Here is a 22,876-nt window from a genome sequence, read left to right on the forward strand (position 1 = left end):
CACCTCGGATGAGCGAGCAGTTAACGGATCAAATGCTGGTTGAACGGGTCCAGAAAGGTGATCAGCAATCGTTCAATTTACTGGTAATTCGATACCAGCATAAGGTTGCGAGCCTCGTATCCCGCTATGTGCCTCAGGGCGATGTCCCTGATGTAGTTCAGGAATCTTTTATTAAAGCTTATCGTGCGCTGGAGTCTTTCCGTGGCGATAGTGCTTTCTATACATGGCTTTACCGTATTGCTGTGAATACAGCAAAAAATTACTTAGTTGCTCAGGGGCGGCGTCCGCCATCCAGTGATGTAGATGCAAATGATGCTGAAAATTACGAAAATGCAGGTGCATTGAAAGAAATATCGAACCCTGAGAACTTAATGTTGTCTGAAGAATTGAGGCAGATAGTTTTTAAAACCATAGAGTCACTTCCTGAGGATCTGCGGATGGCGATTACACTCAGGGAGTTAGATGGTCTAAGCTATGAAGAGATAGCTGTGATTATGGACTGTCCGGTCGGTACTGTTCGTTCCCGTATCTTCCGCGCCAGAGAGGCTATCGATAACAAAGTTCAGCCGCTAATTCAGCGATAAGCGGACACATAAAGGGTATTTGGCATGCAGAATGAAAAGCTTTCCGCTCTGATGGACGGAGAAACTCTCGATAGTGAGCTGCTTGGTTCTTTATCAAGAGATAAAGCATTGCAGCAAAGCTGGCAGAGCTATCATTTAATCCGTGATACCCTGCGGGGGGATGTTGGTGAAGTCTTGCATCTGGATATCGCCAGCCGCGTCGCAGAGGCACTCAAAAACGAGCCAGCTCGCTTTGTACCTATTGCTGTGCCCGAATCTCAGCCACAACCTCATGTCTGGCAGAAAATGCCTTTCTGGCAAAAAATCCGCCCATGGGCAAGTCAGATTACTCAGGTTGGTGTCGCCGCGTGTGTTTCTTTAGCGGTAATTGTTGGTGTCCAACAATATAACCAACCTGAAACCGGTAATTTGCAATCAGAATCACCTGCATTTAATACCTTACCGATGATGGGCAAAGCCTCACCAGTAAGTTTTGGTGTGCCTGCTGATGGTTCTTTCGGAACGTCTCAACAACATCAGGTTCAGGAGCAACGTCGGCGCGTCAATATGATGACTCAATTGCAAGATTTTGAGTTGCAACGTCGCTTGCCACAAACGGATGTGTTGCAGCAGCCTTCAACATCAACGCAAGCCGCTATTCAGGTCCCTGGAACTCAGTCCTTAGGAATGCAGCAGCAGTAATGAAGCAACTTTGGTTTTCCGTCTGTTTAATGGCGGGCAGCCTGCTCATGCCAACAATTGCTTCGGCGGAAACGACGCCGATAGCAATGTTGCAGGATATGAGCAGTGCCAGCCAGTCGCTCAACTATGAGCTATCCTATATTAATGTTAACAAGCAAGGGATTGATTCCCTCCGCTACCGGCATGCCATTCTAGATAAAAAAACATTTGCGCAATTACTGCGTATGGATGGCCCGCGTACTGAGATTTTACAGCGCGGTAATGAAATAAGTTATTTCGAACCCGGTTTCGACGCTTTCACATTGTCTGGTGAGCATATAGTTGATGCATTGCCATCTATTGTATTCCCCGATTTTGAAAAATTGTCAAAATACTATAACTATATTGCACTTGGTCGTGCCCGCATTGCAGACCGACCATCTCAGGTTATTCGGGTGGTAGCTCGTGATAGCACGCGATACAGCTATATTATTTGGATGGATGAAACGAGCAAACTCCCGATGCGGGTAGATCTGTTAGATCGTGATGGTGAAACACTCGAGCAGTTTCGTGTGATTTCTTTTGCCATCGGTGAACCTATCAAGGATATTCTGCAAGACATGGTTAAACTCTCGTTACCGCCACTGCTGGCGTTACCGGCTAAAACTAAGGTCGACTTTACCTGGGTTCCTCGTTGGTTACCGGACGGTGTTAGCGAAGTTTCACGTAGCCGCCGTACATTACCAAATATGGATGCACCAACCGAATCACGGTTATATTCTGATGGCTTATTCAGTTTTTCAGTAAATATAAACCCAGCGGGTAAAGATGCGCCTTCAGAGCAATCTTTGCGTCAGGGGCGGAGAACTGTGCATACTGAAGCGCGTAATAATATTGAAATCACCATAGTGGGTGAACTGCCGCCTTCAACCGCGAAACGTATTGCTGATAGTATCGTTTTGGAATCAGCTAAATGATGAAAGAATGGGCTACGGTTATCTCGTGGCAAGATGGTGTAGCACTGCTGCGTTGTGAACCACAGTCTGGCTGTGGGAGCTGTAATGCGCGTACTGGATGCGGTAGTCATTTATTAAATGAGCTGGGGCCGGAATCGGAACACCAATTGCAAATAGCCATCTCGCAACCGCTTGAGCCAGGCCAAAAGGTTGAAGTTGGCATTAGCGAAGGCAGCTTATTACGTTCTGCTTCTCTGGTTTATTTAACGCCTTTAGCCGGATTAATCGCGGGTGGTGGTTTGTTCCAAACTTTATTTATCACCGATGCTTTTACTGCTCTTGGTGCTATTTTGGGGGCGGGGCTTGGTTTCTTGCTAGCCAGAACATTAGCCAGCAGAATTGAAGGGCAGAGTGATTATCAACCGACTATTTTGCAGATCGGTTTACCACCAACAGCGATACGTATTCAGTAAGAGTAATTATCCCTTTCCTATTCCCCATGATAGGCTGGAATACGGTTTTGTATCATGTGCTCAACTAAAGCAATAAAAAGGTCGGCACTGACCAGCGCTGAGTAATCTACTGAGAAAAGCATGTTACCTTTGGCATCGAATAATCGGATTTTATCATGATGTTTCTCACGTAACGTCTCGATACGCAGAATATCTTCAATGCTGATAATACCCTCCGTTGTAATTAATGAGTGTGCGCTAAGGGACAGTGGCGTGGTGTCCATCGGAACATTTTTTATCATGATGATATTTAAAAGACCATTGTATATGAGTGATTTTAGCCAGTTATCATTTTTTTTAATTACATCAAATACAATCGTATTTCCTCTTGATAACATATTCAAACTGATTATCCCGACATGCATGACTTGCTGATGGATTATTGTATTTATCAGAGGATAAGCATTGGTTATATTATTGATTATAATATTCCATGGTTGGAGTTTTGAAGTGCGAAATGCCATGGTGTTTATTTTACCATTAGGGTTTATTCCGCTATGGTATTTATGAATGTATTGTATTTTACTAAACGTAATAAAATAGACATTTCCATTATGATGATTGAAAACTCGGACACCTTTCTCATAAAGGAAGTAGGTAAACATTGGATTACTGTATAAGCGTAAATACAGGAAGGTACTCAGCGAAATAGCTGCAATAGTGACACATAAGATTGAAAGAACCGACGGGGTTGAAAAAACAGATGTTGTCACTGATAGCGTAATTATTACAAAACTAAATACCAATATAAATATTATTGCGGCAATTGTTGCTAGGGAGTTTTTTTTTCTAAACTCATGGCGGCTCAGTATTTTTCCTTCGTCAATCATAATATTCTCCATATGTCCGCCAAGAGAATATTTCACTTGGTGTTATAAAGTCACATTACTACTCTAGATTATTACCCAACCGGGTAAATGAGCATTTTCCGAAAATGAATGAATAATCAGTTTGGCAAAATAGAAATATATCAACCGACTAAGTTAGGGCGTTATTGTATCTATATCACTGATTGTTATCAGTAAAATATTGGGTTTCAGCAAGGGCTATAAGCTATAGCCATAATATAATTATAGGTATTAAGCTGTTTTTACCGGGATATCAGCCAGGAGTAGCGCTAAGCGTGTGTGCTATCAATCACTATGTGAGGTAAAGCGCTGATACATTTTAACAGGGCAAATCAGCTAACAAGCTAAGTGTGATGCCTTTCACGAGGCAGACTTACAGTGTAAGATGCGTGCATATTTATGTGGGTAGTTTTGGGTTTGAGTCCATCGCTGTGTCCACCAATAATCAATTAAAGACAACGACTAGAGAAAAATTCATATAAATGAAGCACATAAGAAACTTTTCTATTATTGCCCATATTGACCACGGTAAATCGACACTGTCGGACCGTATTATTCAGATTTGTGGCGGATTAGCTGAGCGTGAAATGGCCGCTCAAGTGCTGGATTCTATGGATCTGGAGCGTGAGCGTGGTATTACCATCAAGGCACAGAGTGTGACCCTTGATTACCATGCTAAAGATGGTCAAACCTATCAGCTCAACTTTATCGATACTCCTGGCCATGTTGACTTCTCCTATGAAGTTTCCCGCTCTTTGGCGGCTTGCGAAGGGGCATTGCTGGTTGTGGATGCAGGGCAAGGTGTTGAAGCGCAGACGCTGGCTAACTGCTATACCGCGATGGAAATGAATCTGGAAGTGGTGCCGGTTTTGAATAAAATCGACCTGCCTGCAGCCGATCCTGAGCGCGTTGCTGAAGAGATTGAAGATATCGTAGGCATTGATGCCACCGATGCGGTGCGTTGTTCAGCGAAAACCGGCGTAGGCGTGCCTGATATCCTTGAGCGTTTGGTGCGTGATATTCCGCCGCCACAGGGTGATCCTGATGGCCCATTGCAAGCGCTAATTATCGATTCCTGGTTTGATAATTATCTGGGTGTTGTATCGTTAATTCGTATTAAAAATGGCTCATTGCGTAAAGGCGATAAGGTCAAAGTAATGAGTACCGGGCAGAGTTATAATGCTGAACGCCTCGGTATTTTTACACCAAAACGTATAGATCGCGATGTGCTGAACTGCGGTGAGGTTGGCTGGTTGGTGTGTGCGATAAAAGACATTTTAGGCGCACCGGTCGGCGATACATTGACTCTGACCCGTAACCCGGCAGAGAAGTCATTACCTGGCTTTAAGAAAGTAAAACCACAGGTTTATGCAGGTCTGTTCCCTATTAGTTCAGACGATTATGAAGCTTTCCGTGATGCGCTGGGCAAGTTGAGTCTTAATGACGCCTCTTTGTTCTACGAACCAGAAAGCTCTACTGCATTGGGCTTTGGTTTCCGCTGTGGCTTCCTCGGCTTACTGCACATGGAGATCATTCAGGAGCGTCTGGAGCGTGAATACGATCTGGAGTTGATCACCACTGCACCGACGGTCGTATATGAAGTAATCACCACCAGTCAGGAAACCGTTTACGTTGATAGCCCATCCAAGCTGCCTGCGTTGAACAACATCGAAGAGCTGCGTGAGCCGATTGCTGAGTGTCATATGCTGTTGCCACAGGAATACCTGGGTAACGTCATCACTTTGTGTATTGAAAAACGCGGTATGCAGACCAACATGGTTTACCACGGTAACCAAGTGGCACTGACGTATGAAATCCCGATGGCTGAAGTGGTTCTCGATTTCTTCGATCGCCTGAAGTCAACATCCCGTGGCTACGCCTCGCTGGATTACAATTTCAAACGTTTCCAAACCTCTGACATGGTGCGTGTTGATGTGTTAATCAACAACGAACGTGTTGACGCGCTGGCGCTTATTACCCATCGTGATAATGCGCAATACCGTGGCCGTGATCTGGTTGAGAAAATGAAAGAACTGATCCCGCGCCAGCAATTTGATATTGCTATTCAGGCTGCTATCGGCAACCACATTATTGCTCGTTCTACTGTGAAACAGTTACGTAAAAACGTACTGGCGAAATGTTATGGCGGTGATGTTAGCCGTAAGAAGAAACTTTTGCAGAAACAGAAAGACGGTAAGAAACGTATGAAGCAGGTCGGTAACGTTGAATTACCGCAAGAGGCTTTCCTGGCTATTCTGCACGTCGGAAAAGACAGCAAATAAGGAGTTTTGATGGCTAACATGTTTGCCTTGATTTTAGCGATAGCGACACTGCTGACAGGGATTATCTGGTGCTTTGAGCGGTTTAAATGGGGACCGGCTCGCCAGGCAAAAATTGCGGCTGTTAATGCGCAAACTGCGGCGATCAAGGCACAAACGGGTTGTGCTGTAGATAATAAGACTTTAGCACAGGCAGCAAGGCAGCCTGGCTGGATAGAGACTTGTGCGTCAGTCTTCCCGGTGTTAGCTCTGGTATTTATCGTCCGTTCGTTTATTTACGAACCCTTCCAGATCCCTTCTGGTTCGATGATGCCAACGCTCTTGATCGGTGACTTCATTCTGGTTGAGAAGTTTGCTTATGGGATTAAAGACCCCATCACGCAAACCACGCTGATCCCTACGGGGCATCCCAAACGTGGCGATATTACGGTATTTAAATATCCGCTAGATCCACGTTTGGACTATATCAAGCGAGTCGTGGGCTTGCCGGGGGACCGGGTGAGTTATAATCCAATCAGCAAAGAGGTCACGGTTCAGCCTGCGTGTAATACCGGTACTTCTTGTGATAGCGCGTTGCCGATTACTTACAGTGCATCTGAGCCAAGCGACTTTGTGCAGACATTCCGCTATAGCGGCAATGGTGAGGCTTCTGCTGGCTTCTTCCAGATCCCGACAAACCAAGCGGTGCCTGATGGTGGCGTGCGTCTGCGCGAGCGTACTGAAACGCTTGGGCCGGTTGCACACCATATTCTGACTGTCCCTGGGCGTCAGGATCCGATTGGTTCTTATTATCAGCAACCTGGCCAGCCGTTAGGGGTATGGGTGGTGCCGGAAGGCCATTACTTTATGATGGGCGACAACCGGGATAACAGCGCCGATAGCCGCTTCTGGGGTTTTGTGCCGGAACGTAATCTGGTTGGTAAAGCTACGGCTATCTGGATGAGTTTTGAAAAGCAAGAAGGTGAATGGCCAACGGGTGTTCGTTTAAGTCGAATTGGTGGAATTCATTAATATCGGCTATACCCAAAATCGTTGGAGTTGCAGCAAGCGAGTAAACGAGTAAATCACGATGAGCTGACAAAAGTCAGTGATTCGGGTGACAAATCTGCTGGGAGTAGATTTGAACGCCGTTTGCGGCGGCCTCGTAAAGGCGAGGCCCAAGGATGGGCTGAGTAACGAAAGCCGCTAGCGCTGCTGCAACTTCAAGTAAGCAGGGTATTTAAACGCAGCATTATATTTCCACTCGTTGTAGAATAACCTTTCGAGCGATAAAAGTTGGCTTCTTTATGGGAGCCACTGCAAACGAAACAGCTTTGTCCTGCATATTGGCGGATCAGACCTGTTCCGTATGCTGTAGTTTTTGACGCATTCTTGATCTATTGGTAACTCATGAACCCCATCGTAATAAACAGGCTACAGCGGAAGCTGGGCTACACTTTTCAACAGCAGGAGCTCTTGCTGCAAGCACTGACTCATCGTAGCGCCAATAGCAAACACAATGAGCGTTTGGAGTTCCTGGGTGACTCTATATTAAGTTTTGTTATCGCCAATGAGCTGTATCACCGTTTTCCCCGTGTTGATGAAGGGGATATGAGTCGGATGCGCGCCACATTGGTTAGAGGGAATACACTCGCCGAAATGGCCCGTGAATTTGACCTTGGTGAATGTTTGCGCCTTGGGCCGGGTGAATTGAAAAGTGGTGGTTTCCGCCGTGAATCAATTTTGGCAGATACCGTCGAAGCCTTAATTGGCGGTATATTCCTCGATAGCGATATTCATATGATTGAACGGCTGATTCTCGACTGGTATCGCAGTCGCTTAGATGAGATCAGCCCTGGTGATAAGCAGAAAGACCCAAAAACGCGCTTGCAAGAATATTTGCAAGGCCGTCATCTGCCATTACCTTCTTATCTGGTTGTGCAGGTTCGCGGTGAAGCGCATGACCAGGAATTTACTATCCACTGCCAGGTGAGTGGCTTGAATGAACCGGTAATAGGTACCGGCTCAAGTCGCCGTAAAGCTGAGCAGGCGGCAGCGGAACAAGCGCTGAAACAGTTGGAGCTTGAATGAGCGAAGTAGAAAAAACGTATTGTGGTTTTATTGCAATTGTAGGTCGCCCGAATGTGGGGAAATCTACCTTGCTAAATGAACTGTTGGGGCAAAAAGTCTCCATCACTTCACGTAAACCGCAAACCACACGCCACCGGATTATGGGGATCCATACTGAAGGGCCTTATCAGGCCATTTATGTTGATACCCCAGGGCTGCATATTGAAGAAAAACGCGCCATTAACCGCTTAATGAATCGCGCGGCAAGCAGCTCTCTCGGTGATGTGGAATTAGTGATTTTTGTCGTTGAAGGCACCAATTGGACTGCCGACGATGAAATGGTTGTTAATAAGCTGCGCAGTTTACAATGCCCGGTATTATTGGCGATCAACAAAGTTGATAACGTAACAGACAAAACCAAGCTGTTGCCCCATATTCAGTTCTTAAGTAAGCAGATGAATTTCCTGGATGTTGTTCCTATCTCTGCTGAGAAAGGAATGAACGTGGATACCATCGCCAGCATTGTACGCAAGCTTATGCCGGAAGCGGGTCATCATTTCCCAGAAGATTACATTACAGACCGCTCCCAGCGCTTTATGGCGTCAGAAATCATCCGTGAAAAACTGATGCGCTTCTTGGGTGAGGAATTACCTTACTCGGTAACGGTTGAAATTGAACAGTTTGTACCAAATGAGCGCGGTGGTTATAACATCCATGGGCTGATTTTGGTTGAACGCGAAGGCCAGAAGAAAATGGTCATCGGTAATAAAGGTTCGAAAATCAAGACCATCGGTATTGAAGCCCGTCAGGACATGGAGCAAATGTTCGAAGCAAAAGTACATCTTGAGCTGTGGGTGAAAGTGAAATCAGGTTGGGCAGATGACGAACGTGCATTGCGCAGCTTAGGCTATACCGACGATCTGAAGTAAGGCTCGCCAATGGACGGTTGGCAACGCGCATTTGTCCTGCATGGGCGGCCCTACAGTGAAACCAGTTTAATGCTGGATTTATTCACTGAAGGGGAGGGGCGTATGCGGGTGTTGGCAAAAGGTGCACGGGGTCGCCGTTCTAATCTAAAAGGCTGCTTGCAGCCTTTTACGCCATTATTGGTCCGTTGGGCTGGGCGCGGTGAAGTTAAAACCTTACGCAGTGCTGAGCCTGTATCATTGGCTCTTCCATTGACTGGCTCTATGTTATACAGCGGCTTATATGTCAATGAGCTGCTCTCCCGCGTGTTAGAACATCAAACCAATTACTCTGCTCTATTCTTCGATTATCTGCATTGCTTACAGGCGTTGGCAGGCAGCGATGGATCGCCTGAATATGCTCTGCGCCAGTTTGAGTTGGCGATATTGGCCCATCTTGGTTATGGTGTGGACTTTCTCCATTGTGCAGGGAGTGGTCAGCCAATATCAGATACCATGACCTACCGCTATCGGGAAGAAAAAGGATTTATCGCCAGCTTAGTGGTTGATCACTATAGCTTTACCGGTCGCCAATTATCAGCCTTAGCTAACCGTGAGTTTCCTGATGCTGATACTTTACGCGCCGCTAAGCGATTCACCCGCATCGCCCTTAAACCCTATCTGGGCGGTAAGCCGTTAAAAAGCCGTGAACTGTTTCGCCAGTTTGTGATTAAACCGCCAGCAGATCCCACACCATAGCGGCAATCCCCTCATTTTTTAAACTGCCCACCATCAACTTTCCCGCACAGTAACCTATCCGCTGACAGTCTAGTCGGTGTAAACTGCGAGGCACTTACGCGTTTAAGGGCAGGCTTTCTTTGCGTGCTTATTGACCTATTAAAGATGCATCCATATCTGGAGGGCTGTCATGGCTGATTTATTGTTGGGCGTCAATATTGATCACATTGCGACATTACGAAATGCACGTGGGACCATTTACCCCGATCCTGTTCAGGCAGCGTTTATTGCCGAGCAAGCCGGTGCCGACGGTATTACCGTGCATTTACGTGAAGATCGTCGCCATATCACTGATCGGGATGTACGCATCTTGCGCCAAACCATCCAGACCCGCATGAATCTGGAGATGGCGGTTACTGATGAAATGGTTGATATTGCCTGTGAGTTACAACCGCACTTTTGCTGTCTGGTGCCGGAAAAACGCCAGGAAGTCACCACCGAAGGCGGGCTGGATGTTGCCGGTCAACTCGATAAAATGACCATTGCGGTGAGCCGATTATCTGAGGCTGGTATTCTGGTGTCACTGTTTATCGATCCCGACATGCGCCAGATTGATGCAGCCGTTGCCGTGGGTGCCCCATATATTGAGATTCATACCGGCGCATACGCGGATGCTACTACCGATTTGGTGCGTCAGGCTGAATTAGTACGCATAACCAAAGCCGCGACCTATGCCGCAGGCAAAGGATTGAAGGTAAATGCAGGCCATGGACTGACTTATCACAATGTGCAACCGATCGCAGCCTTACCAGAGATGCATGAGCTGAATATCGGTCATGCCATTATTGGTCAGGCAGTAATGACGGGCCTGGCGGCTGCCGTTACTGATATGAAAGTATTAATGCGGGAAGCGCGTCGTTAATGGCGATTTTGGGGTTAGGCACTGATATTGTTGAGATTTCAAGGATTGAGGCCGTGGTGGAACGCAGTGGCGAAAAACTGGCTCGGCGTATCCTTAGCCCATCGGAATGGCAGCATTATCAGCAGCATCAACAGCCAATTCGGTTTCTGGCAAAACGCTTTGCCGTTAAAGAGGCCGCAGCTAAGGCATTTGGCACCGGTATTCGTAATGGTTTGGCATTTAATCAGTTTGAAGTCGTTAACGATGCACTGGGTAAGCCGACATTGCATTTACATCAACGAGCGGCAGAATTGGCCGTTGAGCTGGGTGTCAAATCCCTGCATGTAAGTTTGGCCGATGAACGGCGTTATGCCTGCGCGACCGTCATTATTGAAAGTTAAGACAGTGTTAGCGGCTAACCGTGGCAAGAGAGAACGAGGGTGTGCATGAGAATGCAGCCCTTTTTGCTATGCGCAAATGTAGGTATTAAAAACGAATATTGCAGCGGGTATTACAAACGTTCGGCGTGATGCAGTTGGACAAACTTATCCCACAGTTGTTCGTTACTCTCAACCCAGGCAGGATCGATAGCAATCGTATTATCGATAGGACAGACCAACTGGCAGGTTGGTGTTTCGTAATGACCGACACATTCCGTACAGCGCATCGGATCAATCTGATAGATCTCTGCACCCATGGAAATTGCCTCATTAGGGCATTCCGGCTCGCACATGTCGCAATTAATACATTTACGAGTGATCAACAGGGCCATGCTTTCTTTTACCTTAGGTCGGGTATTCTCAACTGCGGGGGATTATACCCCTCTGGTATCCTTAGACCAGTTTTTTTACCAGTGCCGCACTGTGCTTAATATGATCCTGAGCGCTTTCCAAGTCTTGCTGGATCATCGCCATAAATAATAGATCAGTTAGAGCATATTGCGCGGTACTTGAGGAGATCGCTGCACTGCGAATCGCTGGCTCTTCCGAAATGGTATATAAGCAATGGTCGGCACGTTGCTGCAAACTGTTAGGGGAGAAGCTGGTCAGTGCCAGCACTTTGGCACCAGAACGCTGTGCCTCTTCAGCCGCCAGATTTATCTCGCGGCGTTCACCGCTAAATGAGATAGCCAGCAGTAAATCCCGCGCATCCAATGCTTGTACTGCGGCCAATTGTGCATGCATATCGGTTTCCGAGACCGCCATAATACCGATTTTCAGTAGCTTATAAGCCAGATCTTTTGCTACCAGCCCGGATGCTCCAATACCGGTCAGAATAATTCTTCGCGCCGACAATAACATCTCTAATGCTTGCGTAAGTCGTTGTTCACTGTTGATATCCAGAGTTGCCCGTAGTGCTGCGGCTTTCTCGCTCAGGAGTTTTTCCCCGACGATCTTCAAACTGTCAGTGCTCAAGATTTGATTATGCAGTGTTACAGCCTGTGCTGGGGCCGCGACAATTTCACTCAGGGCCAGTTTTAGCGCCGGGAAGCCTTTGTAGCCTAATTTTTGGGCAAATTTAACTACCGCAGATTGGCTGACACCGGTTTGCTGCGCCAACTTTTGCGAACTAAGATGGCGTGCCTGCTCAGGATTGGTTAGCAGGAAATCGGCTAACTTACGGTCATTTTGTGCCAGCGTCGGATAAAGCTGACGGATGCGAAGAAGACTACTCATAAATCAGTTCCTGAATGCGGGAAAAATAATACCCGGAAATACTCAAGATAAACGGCAAGTGATGGAGCATAGCACCCTTTTTTGTGTTCATTAGATGAATAGCGCAAGAAAATAGTCGCTTAAATGAATATAATATTCATTTGTAAATTAAATGTTATGAATTAAAAATTCAATGAAGGACATATCATGAATTTGGGTACATTGATTTCAGAAAGTCGTAATCCGGCTACGATGGAGTTGGATAAGTTTTCTACGCTCGAGATGTTGACCTGCTTTAATGATGAAGATCGCAAAGTGCCGGAGGCCATTCGTTTGGTCTTACCGGCTATCGTTCAAGCGGTAGATTTAGCCGCAGAGTCCTTAAAGCAAGGTGGGCGGCTAATTTATCTGGGGGCCGGTACCAGCGGGAGGCTCGGCGTGTTGGATGCTTCCGAATGTCCACCGACCTTTGGCGTACCTCATGGCAGGGTGATCGGCTTAATTGCCGGAGGCCCAGGCGCTTTACTTAAGGCGGTGGAAGGTGCTGAGGATGATATCGCGCTCGGTGTACGGGATCTGCAAGATTTAAAGCTGACAGCCACTGATATGGTGGTCGGGTTGGCAGCGTCTGGTCGCACGCCTTATGTCATCGGTGCGCTACGTTATGCCCGCCAGCTTGGGTGCCCAACGGCGGCCATTTCTTGTAACCCAGACTCTCCCATCGCGCAGGAAGCTCAGGTTGCGATTTCACCGGTAGTCGGGCCAGAAGCCCTCACTGGCTCTACGCGTATGAAGTCGGGTACTGCACAAAAGTTGGTGCTGAATATGTTATCCACTGGGGCGATGGTGAAACTGGGTAAGGTTTATCAAAATCTGATGGTCGATGTGAAAGCGACCAACGTGAAGCTGATCGATCGCGCTTGCCGCATTGTGGTTGAAGCCACCGGTGCCAGCCGTGTAGAGGCTGAAAATGCCTTATCACAAACGGAGTTTGAGGTAAAACCGGCCATTTTGATGATTCTGAAAGGCGTGAGTGCCGAGCAGGCTCGTCAGGACCTACAGCAGCATAACGGCTATTTGCGTGCTGCATTGTAAGACTCACACTCAGGGAGCCAGCATCAGTTGATTGTTGGCCCTGGTGCCACAGGCAAAGTGATGTTGTATTTAGCTACGATGGTTGTCACCATACTCGTAAGCTTTATATTTACCTGGTTTATGGGATTCAATGACCCTGAGGAGTAACGTTTGAGCGCAGAGCAGGCTACATCAACCTTTAAGCATGCTGGCAATAAGTGCGAGGGGACGGCTGAGGCACCATCAACAAGTGCCAAACGCATTGTCTTCTTTGATCTGGATGGCACGTTGCATCAACAGGACATGTTCGGCAGTTTTTTGCGTTTTCTGTTGCGACATTTGCCGCTAAATCTGTTGCTGGTGGTCCCATTATTGCCGGTGATTGGGCTGGGATTGCTGGCGGGAGGCCGTTGCGCTCGTTGGCCTATGAGCCTGTTACTGTGGGCGATAACCTTCGGTCGGCGCGAAGCGCATTTGAACGATCTGGAATTACGTTTTGTGAATGATTTTCGCCAGAAAGTGACGGAATTTCCCGTGGTCGTGATGCGTTTGCGCCAATATTTGGAGAGTCATGACGTACAGGTATGGTTGATAACCGGCTCGCCGCAACGGCTGGTGGAACAGGTTTATCATGATTCTACATTTATTCACCGTTTGCGGCTGGTCGGTAGCCGCATGGCGCGGCGTCATGGCGGTTGGGTGCTACCTTTACGCTGTTTGGGGCCAGAGAAAGTGGTGCAACTGGAACAGCGTTTGGGATCACCGCTGAAACTTTATAGCGGATACTCGGACAGCAAGCAGGATAACCCGCTATTGTATTTTTGCGAGCATCGCTGGCGGGTCAGTAAAAGCGGCGAATTACAGCAATTAGAATAAACGTCCATTGAAGTCATTCGCCATGTTAAGCGGTTTGGATTTTAGTGGGTGACGTCATTGTCATGGTGGCCAAGCCGCCATATGCGCTCGGCATGTCGGCCCAATAACCACAAGCTGATGCCGAGCAGCAGGAAGAAAATAGTTTTCGGCATCGCATCCCAGAAGAACTCAAAGAAACGGGTATATAAGTTGATGGCTAGAAACGTTAGGCCAAACCCGCGTAACATAGCATCATCGCGCTTTAGTCCTAGCCAAATAGCCACACTGGCAGCAATAGCAAACAGTAGGCTCCAATGCAGCAACTCGATCTGGCGCACCTGGTACCAATAGTCCAGGTCACCGTAATTGCCAAAAATAGACAATAACCACAGGGCAATAAACAGATAAAGCAGCCCCATCGCCTGTGACACCCTATCTAGCCTGCGTTGTGCCAACTGTGGTTGTAATGTCAGTGCCGCTGCACAAAGTAGCAGGCCAAACGCAATAAAGCGTATCGGGTAGCTCATTCCCAGCCAGTAAGCTCCCCAACCGGACAGATAACCGGTTTCCGCCCCAAACGCATTACCCAGTGACAGCAAGGCAAATAGCCATACCAACGGCGCACGGCCAAACCAGCCCACGACACCGTAGATGACGGTACCCAAAAGCAGTAATACTGAAATGCGCCCACTACCGTTATCCAGCCACACGCCGAGTTGGCCGATGGCGGCTGCGGTAAATATTACGCCGAGAAAGAGTACGGCCTCATTACTGTAGATCTTACTGGCGTCTCGCCGGCGGCGGTTAAAGCCCCAACCGTAAAAAGCGGCGGCCAATATCGCAGTGACCACCACCCGTACCGGGGGATCGAAGCGGAAAAACTGGCTTATCCAGTTGAGCAGGAAAGTATCAGCCATCAGGCTGCCAATGGCGATAACCAGCGAAGCCAGTGCGGCAAGAAAGGCGTAACCGGCTAATCTGCGCCAGTCAAAAGGTTGAATATCGATATTCTGTAACAGACGTTGATGCTCGCCCTCAGGGATAACGCCTTCACTGGCCCATCCACTCAGGGTTTTACGCACCACAGCGGCATTTTTCTTACTGAGTTTCATGTGTTTGCCTTCTCATATTTCTATCCTGCCGGAACATTAACCGATCATTATGGACTGAGCTACTTTATATTGGAGATAGCGGGTATAGCGGTTGTCGCTGGCTGTGTATAATGCACGCCGCCAAAGTACCAGAGAGGTTTATGTGTCTGCTGATAAAAGTTTGTCTTCTGAATTTGATTCGCCTGCTGAATACAGTGATGAGTACTGGATGCAGCGGGCGTTGACGCTGGCTCTGCGGGCGCAGAATGAGGGGGAAGTCCCGGTAGGTGCGGTGTTGGTGCTGGGTAATCAGGTTATTGGTGAAGGGTGGAATAAATCTATTCGCGATAACGACCCTACCGCTCATGCAGAAATCATGGCGCTACGGCAAGGCGGGCAGGTGGTGCAGAATTATCGCCTGCTGGAAGCCACGCTATATGTGACGCTGGAGCCATGCGTAATGTGTGCCGGAGCCATGATACACAGCCGGATCCGTCGCTTGGTCTATGGGGCTAATGATTTAAAAACCGGTGCTGCCGGTTCGCTGGTGGATATCTTGCACCATCCGGGGATGAATCATCAAATAGAGGTCAGTGCCGGGGTACTGGCAGAGACGTGTTCCCACCAATTAAGTGCTTTTTTCCGCCTACGGCGTGAGCAGCAAAAGGCGTTGAAACTCGCGCAGCAAGCCTCTACCCGTCAGCCATGACTCGGCCCATCCGTGGGCCTCTCCCTCTACGGAGCCACTGCTGGCAGCATCTTAGTTATTGATTGACCAGCCTGGGCCGACAACGGGATAAGCTTTACCCAGTTCTGCTTCGATAGCGGCATGTTGGGCTGCTTTTTTCTCTCTTTCCTGCAAATATCCCACCAGACTGACCTGATAACGACGGATGTTTTCGACATAGTTATAAGCCTCATGACCACGGGCGTAACCATAGGTGGTGCTTGGGTAGTAGCGTTTTTGACTCAACATGGGTAAACGCATTTTTACATCAACCCAACTGTCTGGATTACCATTCTGATTTTTAGTCAGGCGACGAGCATCCAGCATGTGGCCATAACCTAGATTATAGGCAGCCAGCGCAAACCAGATACGCTCATCTTCTGGAATGGTCTCCGGCACTTTTTGCATTAACCGCTGCAAGTAAATGGAACCGCCTTTAATGCTTTCCTCAGGATCAACCCGGTCTTTAACCCCTAAACCATCTGCTGTGGCGCGGGTTAGCATCATCAAACCGCGCACGCCAGTGGGCGAGGTGGCTTGCGGGTTCCAATGGGATTCTTGATAAGCAATTGCTGCCAGCAGTTTCCAGTCAATTTCCCCGGCATGTTTTTCAAACAAGGATTGGAAAGCGGGCAACACACTGTCGATGGCTGAGAGGAATGTTTTGGTATCGACATAATCAAAGCTACCGACATGGCCGAGATATTTTTCTTCCAGCCGTGCCAGACTGCCGTCTTCAACCATCTGGCTGTAGAAATCGAGCATTGCGGCATACAGGCTGTCATCATCCCCCTTTTGGAAATACCAAGTGACTGGCTCTTCATCTGTGACATCAAAAGCAACCGCCAATTGCGGGTGGATGCGTTGCAGTAGGGCGATTGTCACCGAATCACCCAAGGTATAGTCAAGTTTGCCGTCCGCGACCTGTTCCAGTAACTCTTTGCCAGAACGATCAATGGATGATCCCCAGTTAAGATCGGGATATTTGCTCTGCTTAAGTTGTTTGAGGGTGGTCATATGGGCTGAACCAGAGGCGACAATCAACTGACCCTTCAGATCACTGAATGATTTTGGCCGTGGTTTACCCAGTCGATATACTAATTGTTGCGAGACTGAATAATAGGCAGGGCCGGTACGCGCCCGATTAAGACGCTCACGGTTATAAATTAGCCCGGCAGCCAGCATGTCTGCATCATCGCTATCAAGTGCATCAAACAAGTCATCAATATTATGATGCGGGGTAATGACTAGCTTAACCCCCAGATAGTCGGCAAAACGTTTGGCTAGCTCGTAGTCAAGACCGGAAGGGCCATCCTTTCCGGTGAAGTAGATAAGTGGTGAGCTAATCGTGCTAACACGTAGCTCGCCACGGGCTTTTATACGGTCTAGTTGTCCTTCTTGACTACTGCGCCAGGGAATATTGGGCCACAGCGCGAGGGCCAGAAGTAAGGCAACTACACCGATAACAAAGTAATTTAATTTTATGCGCGTCAAATAGTTATCTCTCGGCAGCGCTCTTTATGTGTGTGTTGTGAAGTAAGAATCGACATGGTTAAATCCCCAGTGGAGTGGCATTTTGCGCAACAAATCGTCAGTGTGCAACTTTATTGCGAGCTTATTTATCTGCTATTCATCTTCTAGAGATAACGACAATTTCTGACGCAATTATTAATAATAGCTACGCAAACGGTTTCGTCGGAGGTTTAGATTCACTATAATGGCGCGCGTTTTCCCCTGTTTTGCGCCAATAAATGCTGCGCCCAATGAAGTGCTGTTCCAGTCGCTTCGAAGAGAGAGAAACTTAGATTATGGAAATACTGCGTGGTTCGCCCGCTTTGTCGGCTTTTCGCATTACCAAACTGCTGTCCCGTTGCCTGGATGCTCACCTTTTAGTGAGTGATATCTACGCCGAATATGTTCACTTTGCCGATGTTAGCGCCCCGTTAAGTGCTGATGAACACGCCAGACTTCAACGGCTGCTTAAGTATGGACCCTCTCTCCCTGAACACGCACCGGAAGGGCGTTTGTTACTGGTTACGCCAAGGCCGGGGACCATTTCTCCGTGGTCTTCCAAAGCGACGGATATCGCGCACAACTGTGCGTTGCCACAGGTTCTGCGTCTGGAACGTGGTCTGGCCTTCTATATTCAAGGCCCAGAGCTGAATGAAAGCCAATGGCAACAATTGTCGGCGCTGCTGCATGACCGCATGATGGAAACGGTATTCACCGATTTGCAGCAAGCAGAGCAGTTATTCTCTCATCATCAACCCGCGCCAGTACAACGGGTGGATATCTTGGCGCAGGGCCGCAGTGCACTGGAGCAGGCCAATATTAAGTTGGGTCTGGCTCTTGCTCCTGATGAAATTGACTACTTGCTGGCTGCCTTTACCGGCCTGGGGCGCAACCCGACGGATATTGAGTTGTATATGTTTGCTCAGGCAAACTCTGAGCATTGCCGCCATAAAATCTTTAATGCAGATTGGATAATCGACGGTGTTTCTCAGCCTAAAACACTGTTTAAAATGATCAAAAATACCTTTGAACACACACCGGATTACGTGTTGTCAGCCTATAAAGACAATGCGGCGGTGATGGAAGGTTCTCAGGTCGGGCGCTTCTTTGCTGCACCTGATAATGGCGTTTATGGTTACCATCAGGAAGCTGCGCATATCCTGATGAAAGTAGAAACTCATAACCATCCGACGGCAATTTCACCTTGGCCGGGTGCCGCTACGGGATCAGGTGGCGAAATCCGTGATGAAGGTGCTACCGGGCGTGGCGCTAAACCTAAAGCCGGTTTGGTGGGGTTCTCTGTTTCTAACCTGCGTATTCCCGGATTTGAACAGCCGTGGGAAGAGAATTTTGGTAAGCCGGATCGCATTGTGACCGCACTGGATATCATGACCGAAGGCCCACTGGGCGGCGCGGCCTTTAACAACGAATTTGGTCGCCCGGCGCTGCTGGGCTACTTCCGTACTTATGAAGAGCGCGTCAATAGTCATAACGGCACTGAGTTACGTGGTTACCACAAGCCGATCATGTTGGCCGGTGGGATCGGTAATATTCGGGCCGACCATGTACAAAAAGGCGAGATAACAGTCGGTGCCAAGCTGGTGGTGCTCGGCGGCCCGTCAATGAATATCGGTCTGGGTGGCGGCGCGGCCTCTTCCATGGCCTCTGGCCAGTCAGATGCGGATCTGGATTTTGCTTCAGTACAACGTGATAACCCGGAAATGGAACGCCGCTGTCAGGAAGTGATTGACCGCTGCTGGCAGTTAGGTGATCACAATCCGATTTTATTTATTCATGACGTCGGTGCGGGTGGGCTGTCTAATGCCATGCCAGAACTGGTCAGCGACGGTGGTCGTGGTGGCCGTTTTGAACTGCGTGACATTCTTAATGATGAGCCGGGCATGAGCCCGCTGGAAGTGTGGTGTAACGAGTCTCAGGAACGTTATGTTCTGGCCGTTGCCCCTGCGCAGATGGCTCAGTTTGATGAAATTTGCCGTCGTGAACGTGCGCCCTATGCCGTCATTGGTGAAGCCACGGAAGAAAAACATCTGACACTGAATGACCGCCACTTCGATAATCAGCCAATTGACATGCCTTTGGATGTCTTGCTGGGTAAAACGCCGAAGATGCTGCGCGATGTCACCCGCCTTCAGGCGCAGGGTGATGCAGTGCAACGTGCTGAGATAAGCATCGCTGATGCGGTCAAACGGGTGATGCATTTACCGGCAGTGGCAGAGAAAACCTTCTTGATTACCATTGGTGACCGTAGTGTGACCGGTATGGTGACGCGTGATCAAATGGTTGGCCCGTGGCAGATTCCGGTGGCTGATTGTGCGGTCACCAGTGCCAGTCTGGACAGCTACTATGGTGAGGCGATGTCATTGGGCGAACGTGCGCCAGTGGCATTGCTGGACTTTGCCGCCTCGGCCCGTTTGGCGGTAGGTGAAGCACTGACCAATATCGCAGCCACTCAGATTGGCGAGCTAAAACGCATTAAACTGTCAGCTAACTGGATGTCAGCAGCCGGTCATCCGGGTGAAGATGCCGGTTTGTATGACGCGGTGCGTGCGGTGGGCGAAGAGCTATGCCCTGCGCTGGAGATTACTATCCCGGTGGGCAAAGACTCTATGTCGATGAAAACCCGCTGGCAGGAAGGTGATGAGCAGCGCGAAATGACGTCGCCGCTCTCTCTGGTCATTACTGCCTTCGCCCGTGTTGAGGATGTTCGCCATACAGTGACACCACAGTTACGCACCGATAGAGGCGATAACGCGCTGTTACTGATTGATTTAGGTGCAGGCCACAATGCGCTGGGTGCAACCGCACTGACGCAAGTCTACCGTCAGTTAGGTGATAAACCTGCTGATGTGCGCGATGTACAGCAACTGGCGGGCTTCTTTAACGCGATGCAGTGCTTAGTAGCCTCTCAGGCTTTATTGGCCTACCACGATCGCTCTGACGGCGGCTTGCTGGTGACACTGGCTGAGATGGCCTTTGCCGGTCACTGTGGGGTGCAAGTTGATATTCACACCTTGGGTGATGACGCGCTGGCGGCACTGTTTAATGAAGAACTGGGTGCGGTGATTCAGGTTCGTGCTGAACAACGTGCCGCAGTGGAAAAAGTGCTGGCAGATCACGGTCTGGCAAACTGTGTTCACTATCTGGGCCGTGCTGTTGAAGGTGATAGTTTCGATATTCTCAGTGGTACTGAGGTGGTATACCGCGAGAAACGCAGTACTCTGCGCTTGTGGTGGGCAGAAACCACCTGGCAAATGCAGCGCCTGCGCGATAACCCTGATTGTGCTGATCAAGAGCATCAGGCTAAACAGGTTGAAACTGATCCGGGCTTGAATGTCCAACTGACCTTTGATCCCGCAAAAGATATCGCTGCACCCTATATCATCAAGCAGGTTCGGCCAAAAGTGGCCGTATTGCGTGAGCAGGGTGTTAACTCCCACGTAGAAATGGCTGCCGCCTTCCATCGTGCCGGGTTTGATGCAATCGATGTACATATGAGTGACCTGCTGGCCGGCCGAACTGATTTGCAATCATTCCAGACCTTAGTGGCCTGTGGTGGTTTCTCTTACGGTGATGTGCTGGGTGCGGGTGAAGGTTGGGCGAAATCTATTCTGTTTAACAACCGGGTTCGTGATGAGTTTGAAGCCTTCTTCCATCGCCCAGAAACATTGGCATTGGGGGTCTGCAACGGTTGTCAGATGATGTCTAATCTGCGTGAACTTATTCCAGGGGCTGAACATTGGCCACGCTTTGTCCGCAACCTGTCTGATCGCTTTGAAGCGCGTTTCAGTTTGGTTGAAGTGGCCAATAGCCCATCGCTGTTTATGCAAGATATGGCCGGATCTCGCCTGCCTATTGCGGTTTCACACGGTGAAGGGCGGGTTGAAGTGCGTGATGCGGCACATCTGGCGCTGCTTGAGCAGAACAATCTGGTGGCTTTGCGCTTTGTGAATAATCTGGGGGAAGTGACTGAGGTTTATCCGGCTAACCCGAATGGCTCAGCTCACGGGATTACTGCGGTGACTAGCGCCAATGGGCGGGCAACAGTAATGATGCCGCACCCAGAGCGGGTCTTCCGCACGGTCAGTAACTCATGGCATCCAGAAGAGTGGGGCGAAGATAGCCCATGGATGCGTATGTTCCGTAATGCGCGTAAGCAATTGGGTTAAGTGAATCAGCCTTGATTGTGATAACAGGGGCATCAGTTGATGCCCCTTTTTTACGCATGCTGATAAGGGCTTAAGATATATTCATTTATCTTTAATAACTTGAGTCATACCCCGAGGTCTGATTCGCTAATGTCATATGAAAGGTTTTGCTAGAAATCTGGTGGTCGGTTGCCAATCCTGTAACAACTAATCGATAGTTCCCAGGCGGCAAATTCACTAAAAACAAGGTCATATTCTTAGAGCGATTATCGATAAGTGTCGCAGTCTGTGTTTTCTCATCATCATATTGATCATAGAGATAGGTCGTAATTAGCAGGTGTTCAAGCGTTGTTACCGTCATCGGTATCTCACCCGAACTGTTTTCGAGCCAATAATGTGTTTGCACGCCATGTACGGAAAAATTATCAGTGAGAATATGACTATTATTTATCAGTATGGGTTTTACCCGTAAATCTTCAAGGGTTATAGGTTGTGCCATTACAGATAAATTGATCAACATAATGTTGGCGAGAATCATAAGACTGATTTTCATATGAGTACCTTCCTAATGATAAGTTGTGCAACTCCACGGCAGATACCTGTGAATCACCTTATGGGCATAAACCATTACCAGTGTTTTCTTTTGCTGTACGTTGGCAATTTCTTGTCGGTACCTGAGTCAAGTAATCAACGTGACTCATTCTTGTGAGTTATTAAACATCATAATTTATAAAGTAATAATGATTTAAACAGCATGCTTCCAAAGGGAAGAGTAACAGGCAGCCAGAGATACACGGATAATTAAATGCCATCATGACTTTTTAACTTGTTGATTCTAAATCACTTTATTATTTTGTCGGTAAATTGCGACAATAGCCCGATAATCTGTCTCAAATAGGAGACATATAAGTATTTGATTTATATAATATTTATTTAATCAGGGAATTGCTGTCGTGAATAGACGACAAAACAGCGGTAATTGATAAAAGCTGGCGGGTGACACCTCGGTGATAATCTTCTTAATTATTTTATTCTCTTTTTAAATCATAAGTTTAATATTTTTTTGATAAACTTGGCACGCAAGCTGCATTATTACTTACAGTTGCTCATTCAACTTATTATGATAGTCCCGCGATTAAGCGGAATATGCGCTTCATAAACCATCGAATGATGCCTAAGACTGGTACCTATCGTCCACCAAACCGATATCGTGTGAATTCACTTTATCAAACATCGGACGACACGTTGAGTGAGGTACCGCCTATGTCCTGCTGTGATGAATGGTTCATCAATTTTGGACATGTTTGGATGCTATTCGTCTCATCCTCCCGATGATTGCTTCGGCTTCATCAAACTGGAGACGA

Annotated in this window: 21 protein-coding genes and 1 pseudogene; 16 read left to right on the forward strand and 6 right to left on the reverse strand. The window is 48.1% G+C overall.

The features are described from left to right. The first annotated feature begins 8 nt into the window (after positions 1-8). Genes rpoE through rseC form a run of 4 tightly spaced genes read left to right on the forward strand, consistent with a single transcriptional unit; the run spans position 9 to position 2,673 of the window. On the forward strand, positions 9-584 hold the full coding sequence (gene rpoE, locus EL015_RS05485; RefSeq protein WP_005159396.1) for an RNA polymerase sigma factor RpoE: 576 nt from the start codon (positions 9-11) through the stop codon (positions 582-584). A gap of 24 nt (positions 585-608) precedes the next feature. Then, positions 609-1,265 carry an anti-sigma-E factor RseA gene (gene rseA, locus EL015_RS05490; RefSeq protein ID WP_032906996.1) on the forward strand — a complete coding sequence of 219 codons (657 nt, stop codon included), beginning with the start codon at positions 609-611 and terminating at the stop codon, positions 1,263-1,265. After that, positions 1,265-2,221: a sigma-E factor regulatory protein RseB gene (gene rseB, locus EL015_RS05495; RefSeq protein WP_005188643.1), complete on the forward strand. Its 957-nt coding sequence runs from the start codon at positions 1,265-1,267 to the stop codon at positions 2,219-2,221. The genes rseA and rseB overlap by 1 nt, the downstream gene beginning before the upstream one ends. Next, on the forward strand, positions 2,218-2,673 hold the full coding sequence (gene rseC, locus EL015_RS05500) for a SoxR-reducing system protein RseC (RefSeq protein WP_032906995.1): 456 nt from the start codon (positions 2,218-2,220) through the stop codon (positions 2,671-2,673). Before rseB ends, rseC begins: the two co-directional genes overlap by 4 nt. Positions 2,674-2,690: 17 nt before the next feature. Here the strand turns inward: rseC and EL015_RS05505 are convergent, their stop codons facing one another. After that, entirely contained in the window at positions 2,691-3,542 is an 852-nt protein-coding gene (locus tag EL015_RS05505) for a hypothetical protein (protein WP_032906993.1), read from the reverse strand. Positions 3,543-4,042: 500 nt separating this feature from the next. Between EL015_RS05505 and lepA the strand changes: the two genes are divergently transcribed. The 7 genes from lepA (at position 4,043) to acpS (ending at position 10,833) form a co-directional block, all read left to right on the forward strand. Next, positions 4,043-5,842, forward strand: coding sequence for a translation elongation factor 4 (gene lepA, locus EL015_RS05510; protein ID WP_005188636.1), 1,800 nt, complete (start codon positions 4,043-4,045; stop codon positions 5,840-5,842). A gap of 9 nt (positions 5,843-5,851) precedes the next feature. Continuing rightward, positions 5,852-6,850, forward strand: coding sequence for a signal peptidase I (lepB, locus tag EL015_RS05515; RefSeq protein ID WP_005188633.1), 999 nt, complete (start codon positions 5,852-5,854; stop codon positions 6,848-6,850). A 378-nt stretch (positions 6,851-7,228) separates the two neighbouring features. Continuing rightward, on the forward strand, positions 7,229-7,909 hold the full coding sequence (gene rnc, locus EL015_RS05520; RefSeq protein ID WP_032906991.1) for a ribonuclease III: 681 nt from the start codon (positions 7,229-7,231) through the stop codon (positions 7,907-7,909). Then, positions 7,906-8,817, forward strand: a complete 912-nt coding sequence (gene era / locus EL015_RS05525) for a GTPase Era (protein WP_032906990.1) — start codon at positions 7,906-7,908, stop codon at positions 8,815-8,817. The genes rnc and era overlap by 4 nt, the downstream gene beginning before the upstream one ends. A gap of 9 nt (positions 8,818-8,826) precedes the next feature. Then, positions 8,827-9,552, forward strand: a complete 726-nt coding sequence (gene recO, locus EL015_RS05530; RefSeq protein ID WP_005188626.1) for a DNA repair protein RecO — start codon at positions 8,827-8,829, stop codon at positions 9,550-9,552. A 169-nt stretch (positions 9,553-9,721) separates the two neighbouring features. Continuing rightward, a complete protein-coding gene (gene pdxJ, locus EL015_RS05535; RefSeq protein WP_005188623.1) occupies positions 9,722-10,453 on the forward strand; it encodes a pyridoxine 5'-phosphate synthase in 732 nt (243 codons plus the stop codon). Then, a complete protein-coding gene (gene acpS, locus EL015_RS05540) occupies positions 10,453-10,833 on the forward strand; it encodes a holo-ACP synthase (protein ID WP_032906989.1) in 381 nt (126 codons plus the stop codon). The genes pdxJ and acpS overlap by 1 nt, the downstream gene beginning before the upstream one ends. 110 nt (positions 10,834-10,943) lie before the next feature. Here acpS and EL015_RS05545 read toward each other — a convergent pair whose 3' ends face one another. After that, positions 10,944-11,204: a YfhL family 4Fe-4S dicluster ferredoxin gene (locus tag EL015_RS05545; RefSeq protein WP_032906988.1), complete on the reverse strand. Its 261-nt coding sequence runs from the start codon at positions 11,202-11,204 to the stop codon at positions 10,944-10,946. Between the two features lie 61 nt (positions 11,205-11,265). Next, positions 11,266-12,108: a MurR/RpiR family transcriptional regulator gene (locus EL015_RS05550; RefSeq protein WP_005188617.1), complete on the reverse strand. Its 843-nt coding sequence runs from the start codon at positions 12,106-12,108 to the stop codon at positions 11,266-11,268. Positions 12,109-12,294: 186 nt separating this feature from the next. Here EL015_RS05550 and murQ point away from each other — a divergent pair, with 186 nt between their 5' ends. The 3 genes and pseudogenes from murQ to yfhb all read left to right on the forward strand — a co-directional run bounded on the left by murQ (position 12,295) and on the right by yfhb (position 14,037). Further along, a complete protein-coding gene (gene murQ, locus EL015_RS05555) occupies positions 12,295-13,182 on the forward strand; it encodes an N-acetylmuramic acid 6-phosphate etherase (RefSeq protein WP_005188614.1) in 888 nt (295 codons plus the stop codon). Between the two features lie 48 nt (positions 13,183-13,230). Continuing rightward, positions 13,231-13,329: pseudogene (locus tag EL015_RS21890) on the forward strand (PTS transporter subunit EIIC); the annotation flags it as partial. Between the two features lie 3 nt (positions 13,330-13,332). Next, on the forward strand, positions 13,333-14,037 hold the full coding sequence (gene yfhb, locus EL015_RS05565; protein ID WP_005188606.1) for a phosphatidylglycerophosphatase C: 705 nt from the start codon (positions 13,333-13,335) through the stop codon (positions 14,035-14,037). A 41-nt stretch (positions 14,038-14,078) separates the two neighbouring features. Here yfhb and EL015_RS05570 read toward each other — a convergent pair whose 3' ends face one another. After that, positions 14,079-15,128, reverse strand: a complete 1,050-nt coding sequence (locus EL015_RS05570; RefSeq protein WP_005188602.1) for a hypothetical protein — start codon at positions 15,126-15,128, stop codon at positions 14,079-14,081. 103 nt (positions 15,129-15,231) lie between these two features. On the opposite strand from EL015_RS05570, the gene tadA reads away from it, so the two are divergent. Further along, positions 15,232-15,816, forward strand: coding sequence for a tRNA adenosine(34) deaminase TadA (gene tadA, locus EL015_RS05575; RefSeq protein ID WP_032907019.1), 585 nt, complete (start codon positions 15,232-15,234; stop codon positions 15,814-15,816). A gap of 51 nt (positions 15,817-15,867) precedes the next feature. On the opposite strand, the gene mltF is transcribed toward tadA, so the two are convergent. Continuing rightward, positions 15,868-17,328, reverse strand: coding sequence for a membrane-bound lytic murein transglycosylase MltF (mltF, locus tag EL015_RS05580; protein ID WP_005188596.1), 1,461 nt, complete (start codon positions 17,326-17,328; stop codon positions 15,868-15,870). 314 nt (positions 17,329-17,642) lie between these two features. Between mltF and purL the strand changes: the two genes are divergently transcribed. Beyond that, positions 17,643-21,533 (forward strand): phosphoribosylformylglycinamidine synthase, encoded by a 3,891-nt coding sequence (purL, locus tag EL015_RS05585; RefSeq protein WP_005188592.1) that lies wholly within the window; start codon positions 17,643-17,645, stop codon positions 21,531-21,533. Between the two features lie 91 nt (positions 21,534-21,624). On the opposite strand, the gene EL015_RS05590 is transcribed toward purL, so the two are convergent. Further along, positions 21,625-22,065 (reverse strand): hypothetical protein, encoded by a 441-nt coding sequence (locus EL015_RS05590; RefSeq protein ID WP_032906987.1) that lies wholly within the window; start codon positions 22,063-22,065, stop codon positions 21,625-21,627. Between the last annotated feature and the right edge of the window lie 811 nt (positions 22,066-22,876).

It is taken from the genome of Yersinia intermedia (assembly GCF_900635455.1).
GTDB lineage: Bacteria > Pseudomonadota > Gammaproteobacteria > Enterobacterales > Enterobacteriaceae > Yersinia > Yersinia intermedia.

Coding starts and splice junctions, on each gene's coding strand:
- rseB (WP_005188643.1), top strand. CDS start 1,265: ATGAAGCAACTTTGGTTTTCCGTCTGTTTAATGGCGGGCAGCCTGCTC.
- EL015_RS05545 (WP_032906988.1), bottom strand. CDS start 11,204: ATGGCCCTGTTGATCACTCGTAAATGTATTAATTGCGACATGTGCGAG.
- EL015_RS05590 (WP_032906987.1), bottom strand. CDS start 22,065: ATGAAAATCAGTCTTATGATTCTCGCCAACATTATGTTGATCAATTTA.
- pdxJ (WP_005188623.1), top strand. CDS start 9,722: ATGGCTGATTTATTGTTGGGCGTCAATATTGATCACATTGCGACATTA.
- purL (WP_005188592.1), top strand. CDS start 17,643: ATGGAAATACTGCGTGGTTCGCCCGCTTTGTCGGCTTTTCGCATTACC.
- rseC (WP_032906995.1), top strand. CDS start 2,218: ATGATGAAAGAATGGGCTACGGTTATCTCGTGGCAAGATGGTGTAGCA.
- rpoE (WP_005159396.1), top strand. CDS start 9: ATGAGCGAGCAGTTAACGGATCAAATGCTGGTTGAACGGGTCCAGAAA.
- EL015_RS05550 (WP_005188617.1), bottom strand. CDS start 12,108: ATGAGTAGTCTTCTTCGCATCCGTCAGCTTTATCCGACGCTGGCACAA.
- rnc (WP_032906991.1), top strand. CDS start 7,229: ATGAACCCCATCGTAATAAACAGGCTACAGCGGAAGCTGGGCTACACT.
- era (WP_032906990.1), top strand. CDS start 7,906: ATGAGCGAAGTAGAAAAAACGTATTGTGGTTTTATTGCAATTGTAGGT.
- EL015_RS05570 (WP_005188602.1), bottom strand. CDS start 15,128: ATGAAACTCAGTAAGAAAAATGCCGCTGTGGTGCGTAAAACCCTGAGT.
- lepA (WP_005188636.1), top strand. CDS start 4,043: ATGAAGCACATAAGAAACTTTTCTATTATTGCCCATATTGACCACGGT.
- acpS (WP_032906989.1), top strand. CDS start 10,453: ATGGCGATTTTGGGGTTAGGCACTGATATTGTTGAGATTTCAAGGATT.
- murQ (WP_005188614.1), top strand. CDS start 12,295: ATGAATTTGGGTACATTGATTTCAGAAAGTCGTAATCCGGCTACGATG.
- recO (WP_005188626.1), top strand. CDS start 8,827: ATGGACGGTTGGCAACGCGCATTTGTCCTGCATGGGCGGCCCTACAGT.
- rseA (WP_032906996.1), top strand. CDS start 609: ATGCAGAATGAAAAGCTTTCCGCTCTGATGGACGGAGAAACTCTCGAT.
- EL015_RS05505 (WP_032906993.1), bottom strand. CDS start 3,542: ATGATTGACGAAGGAAAAATACTGAGCCGCCATGAGTTTAGAAAAAAA.
- lepB (WP_005188633.1), top strand. CDS start 5,852: ATGGCTAACATGTTTGCCTTGATTTTAGCGATAGCGACACTGCTGACA.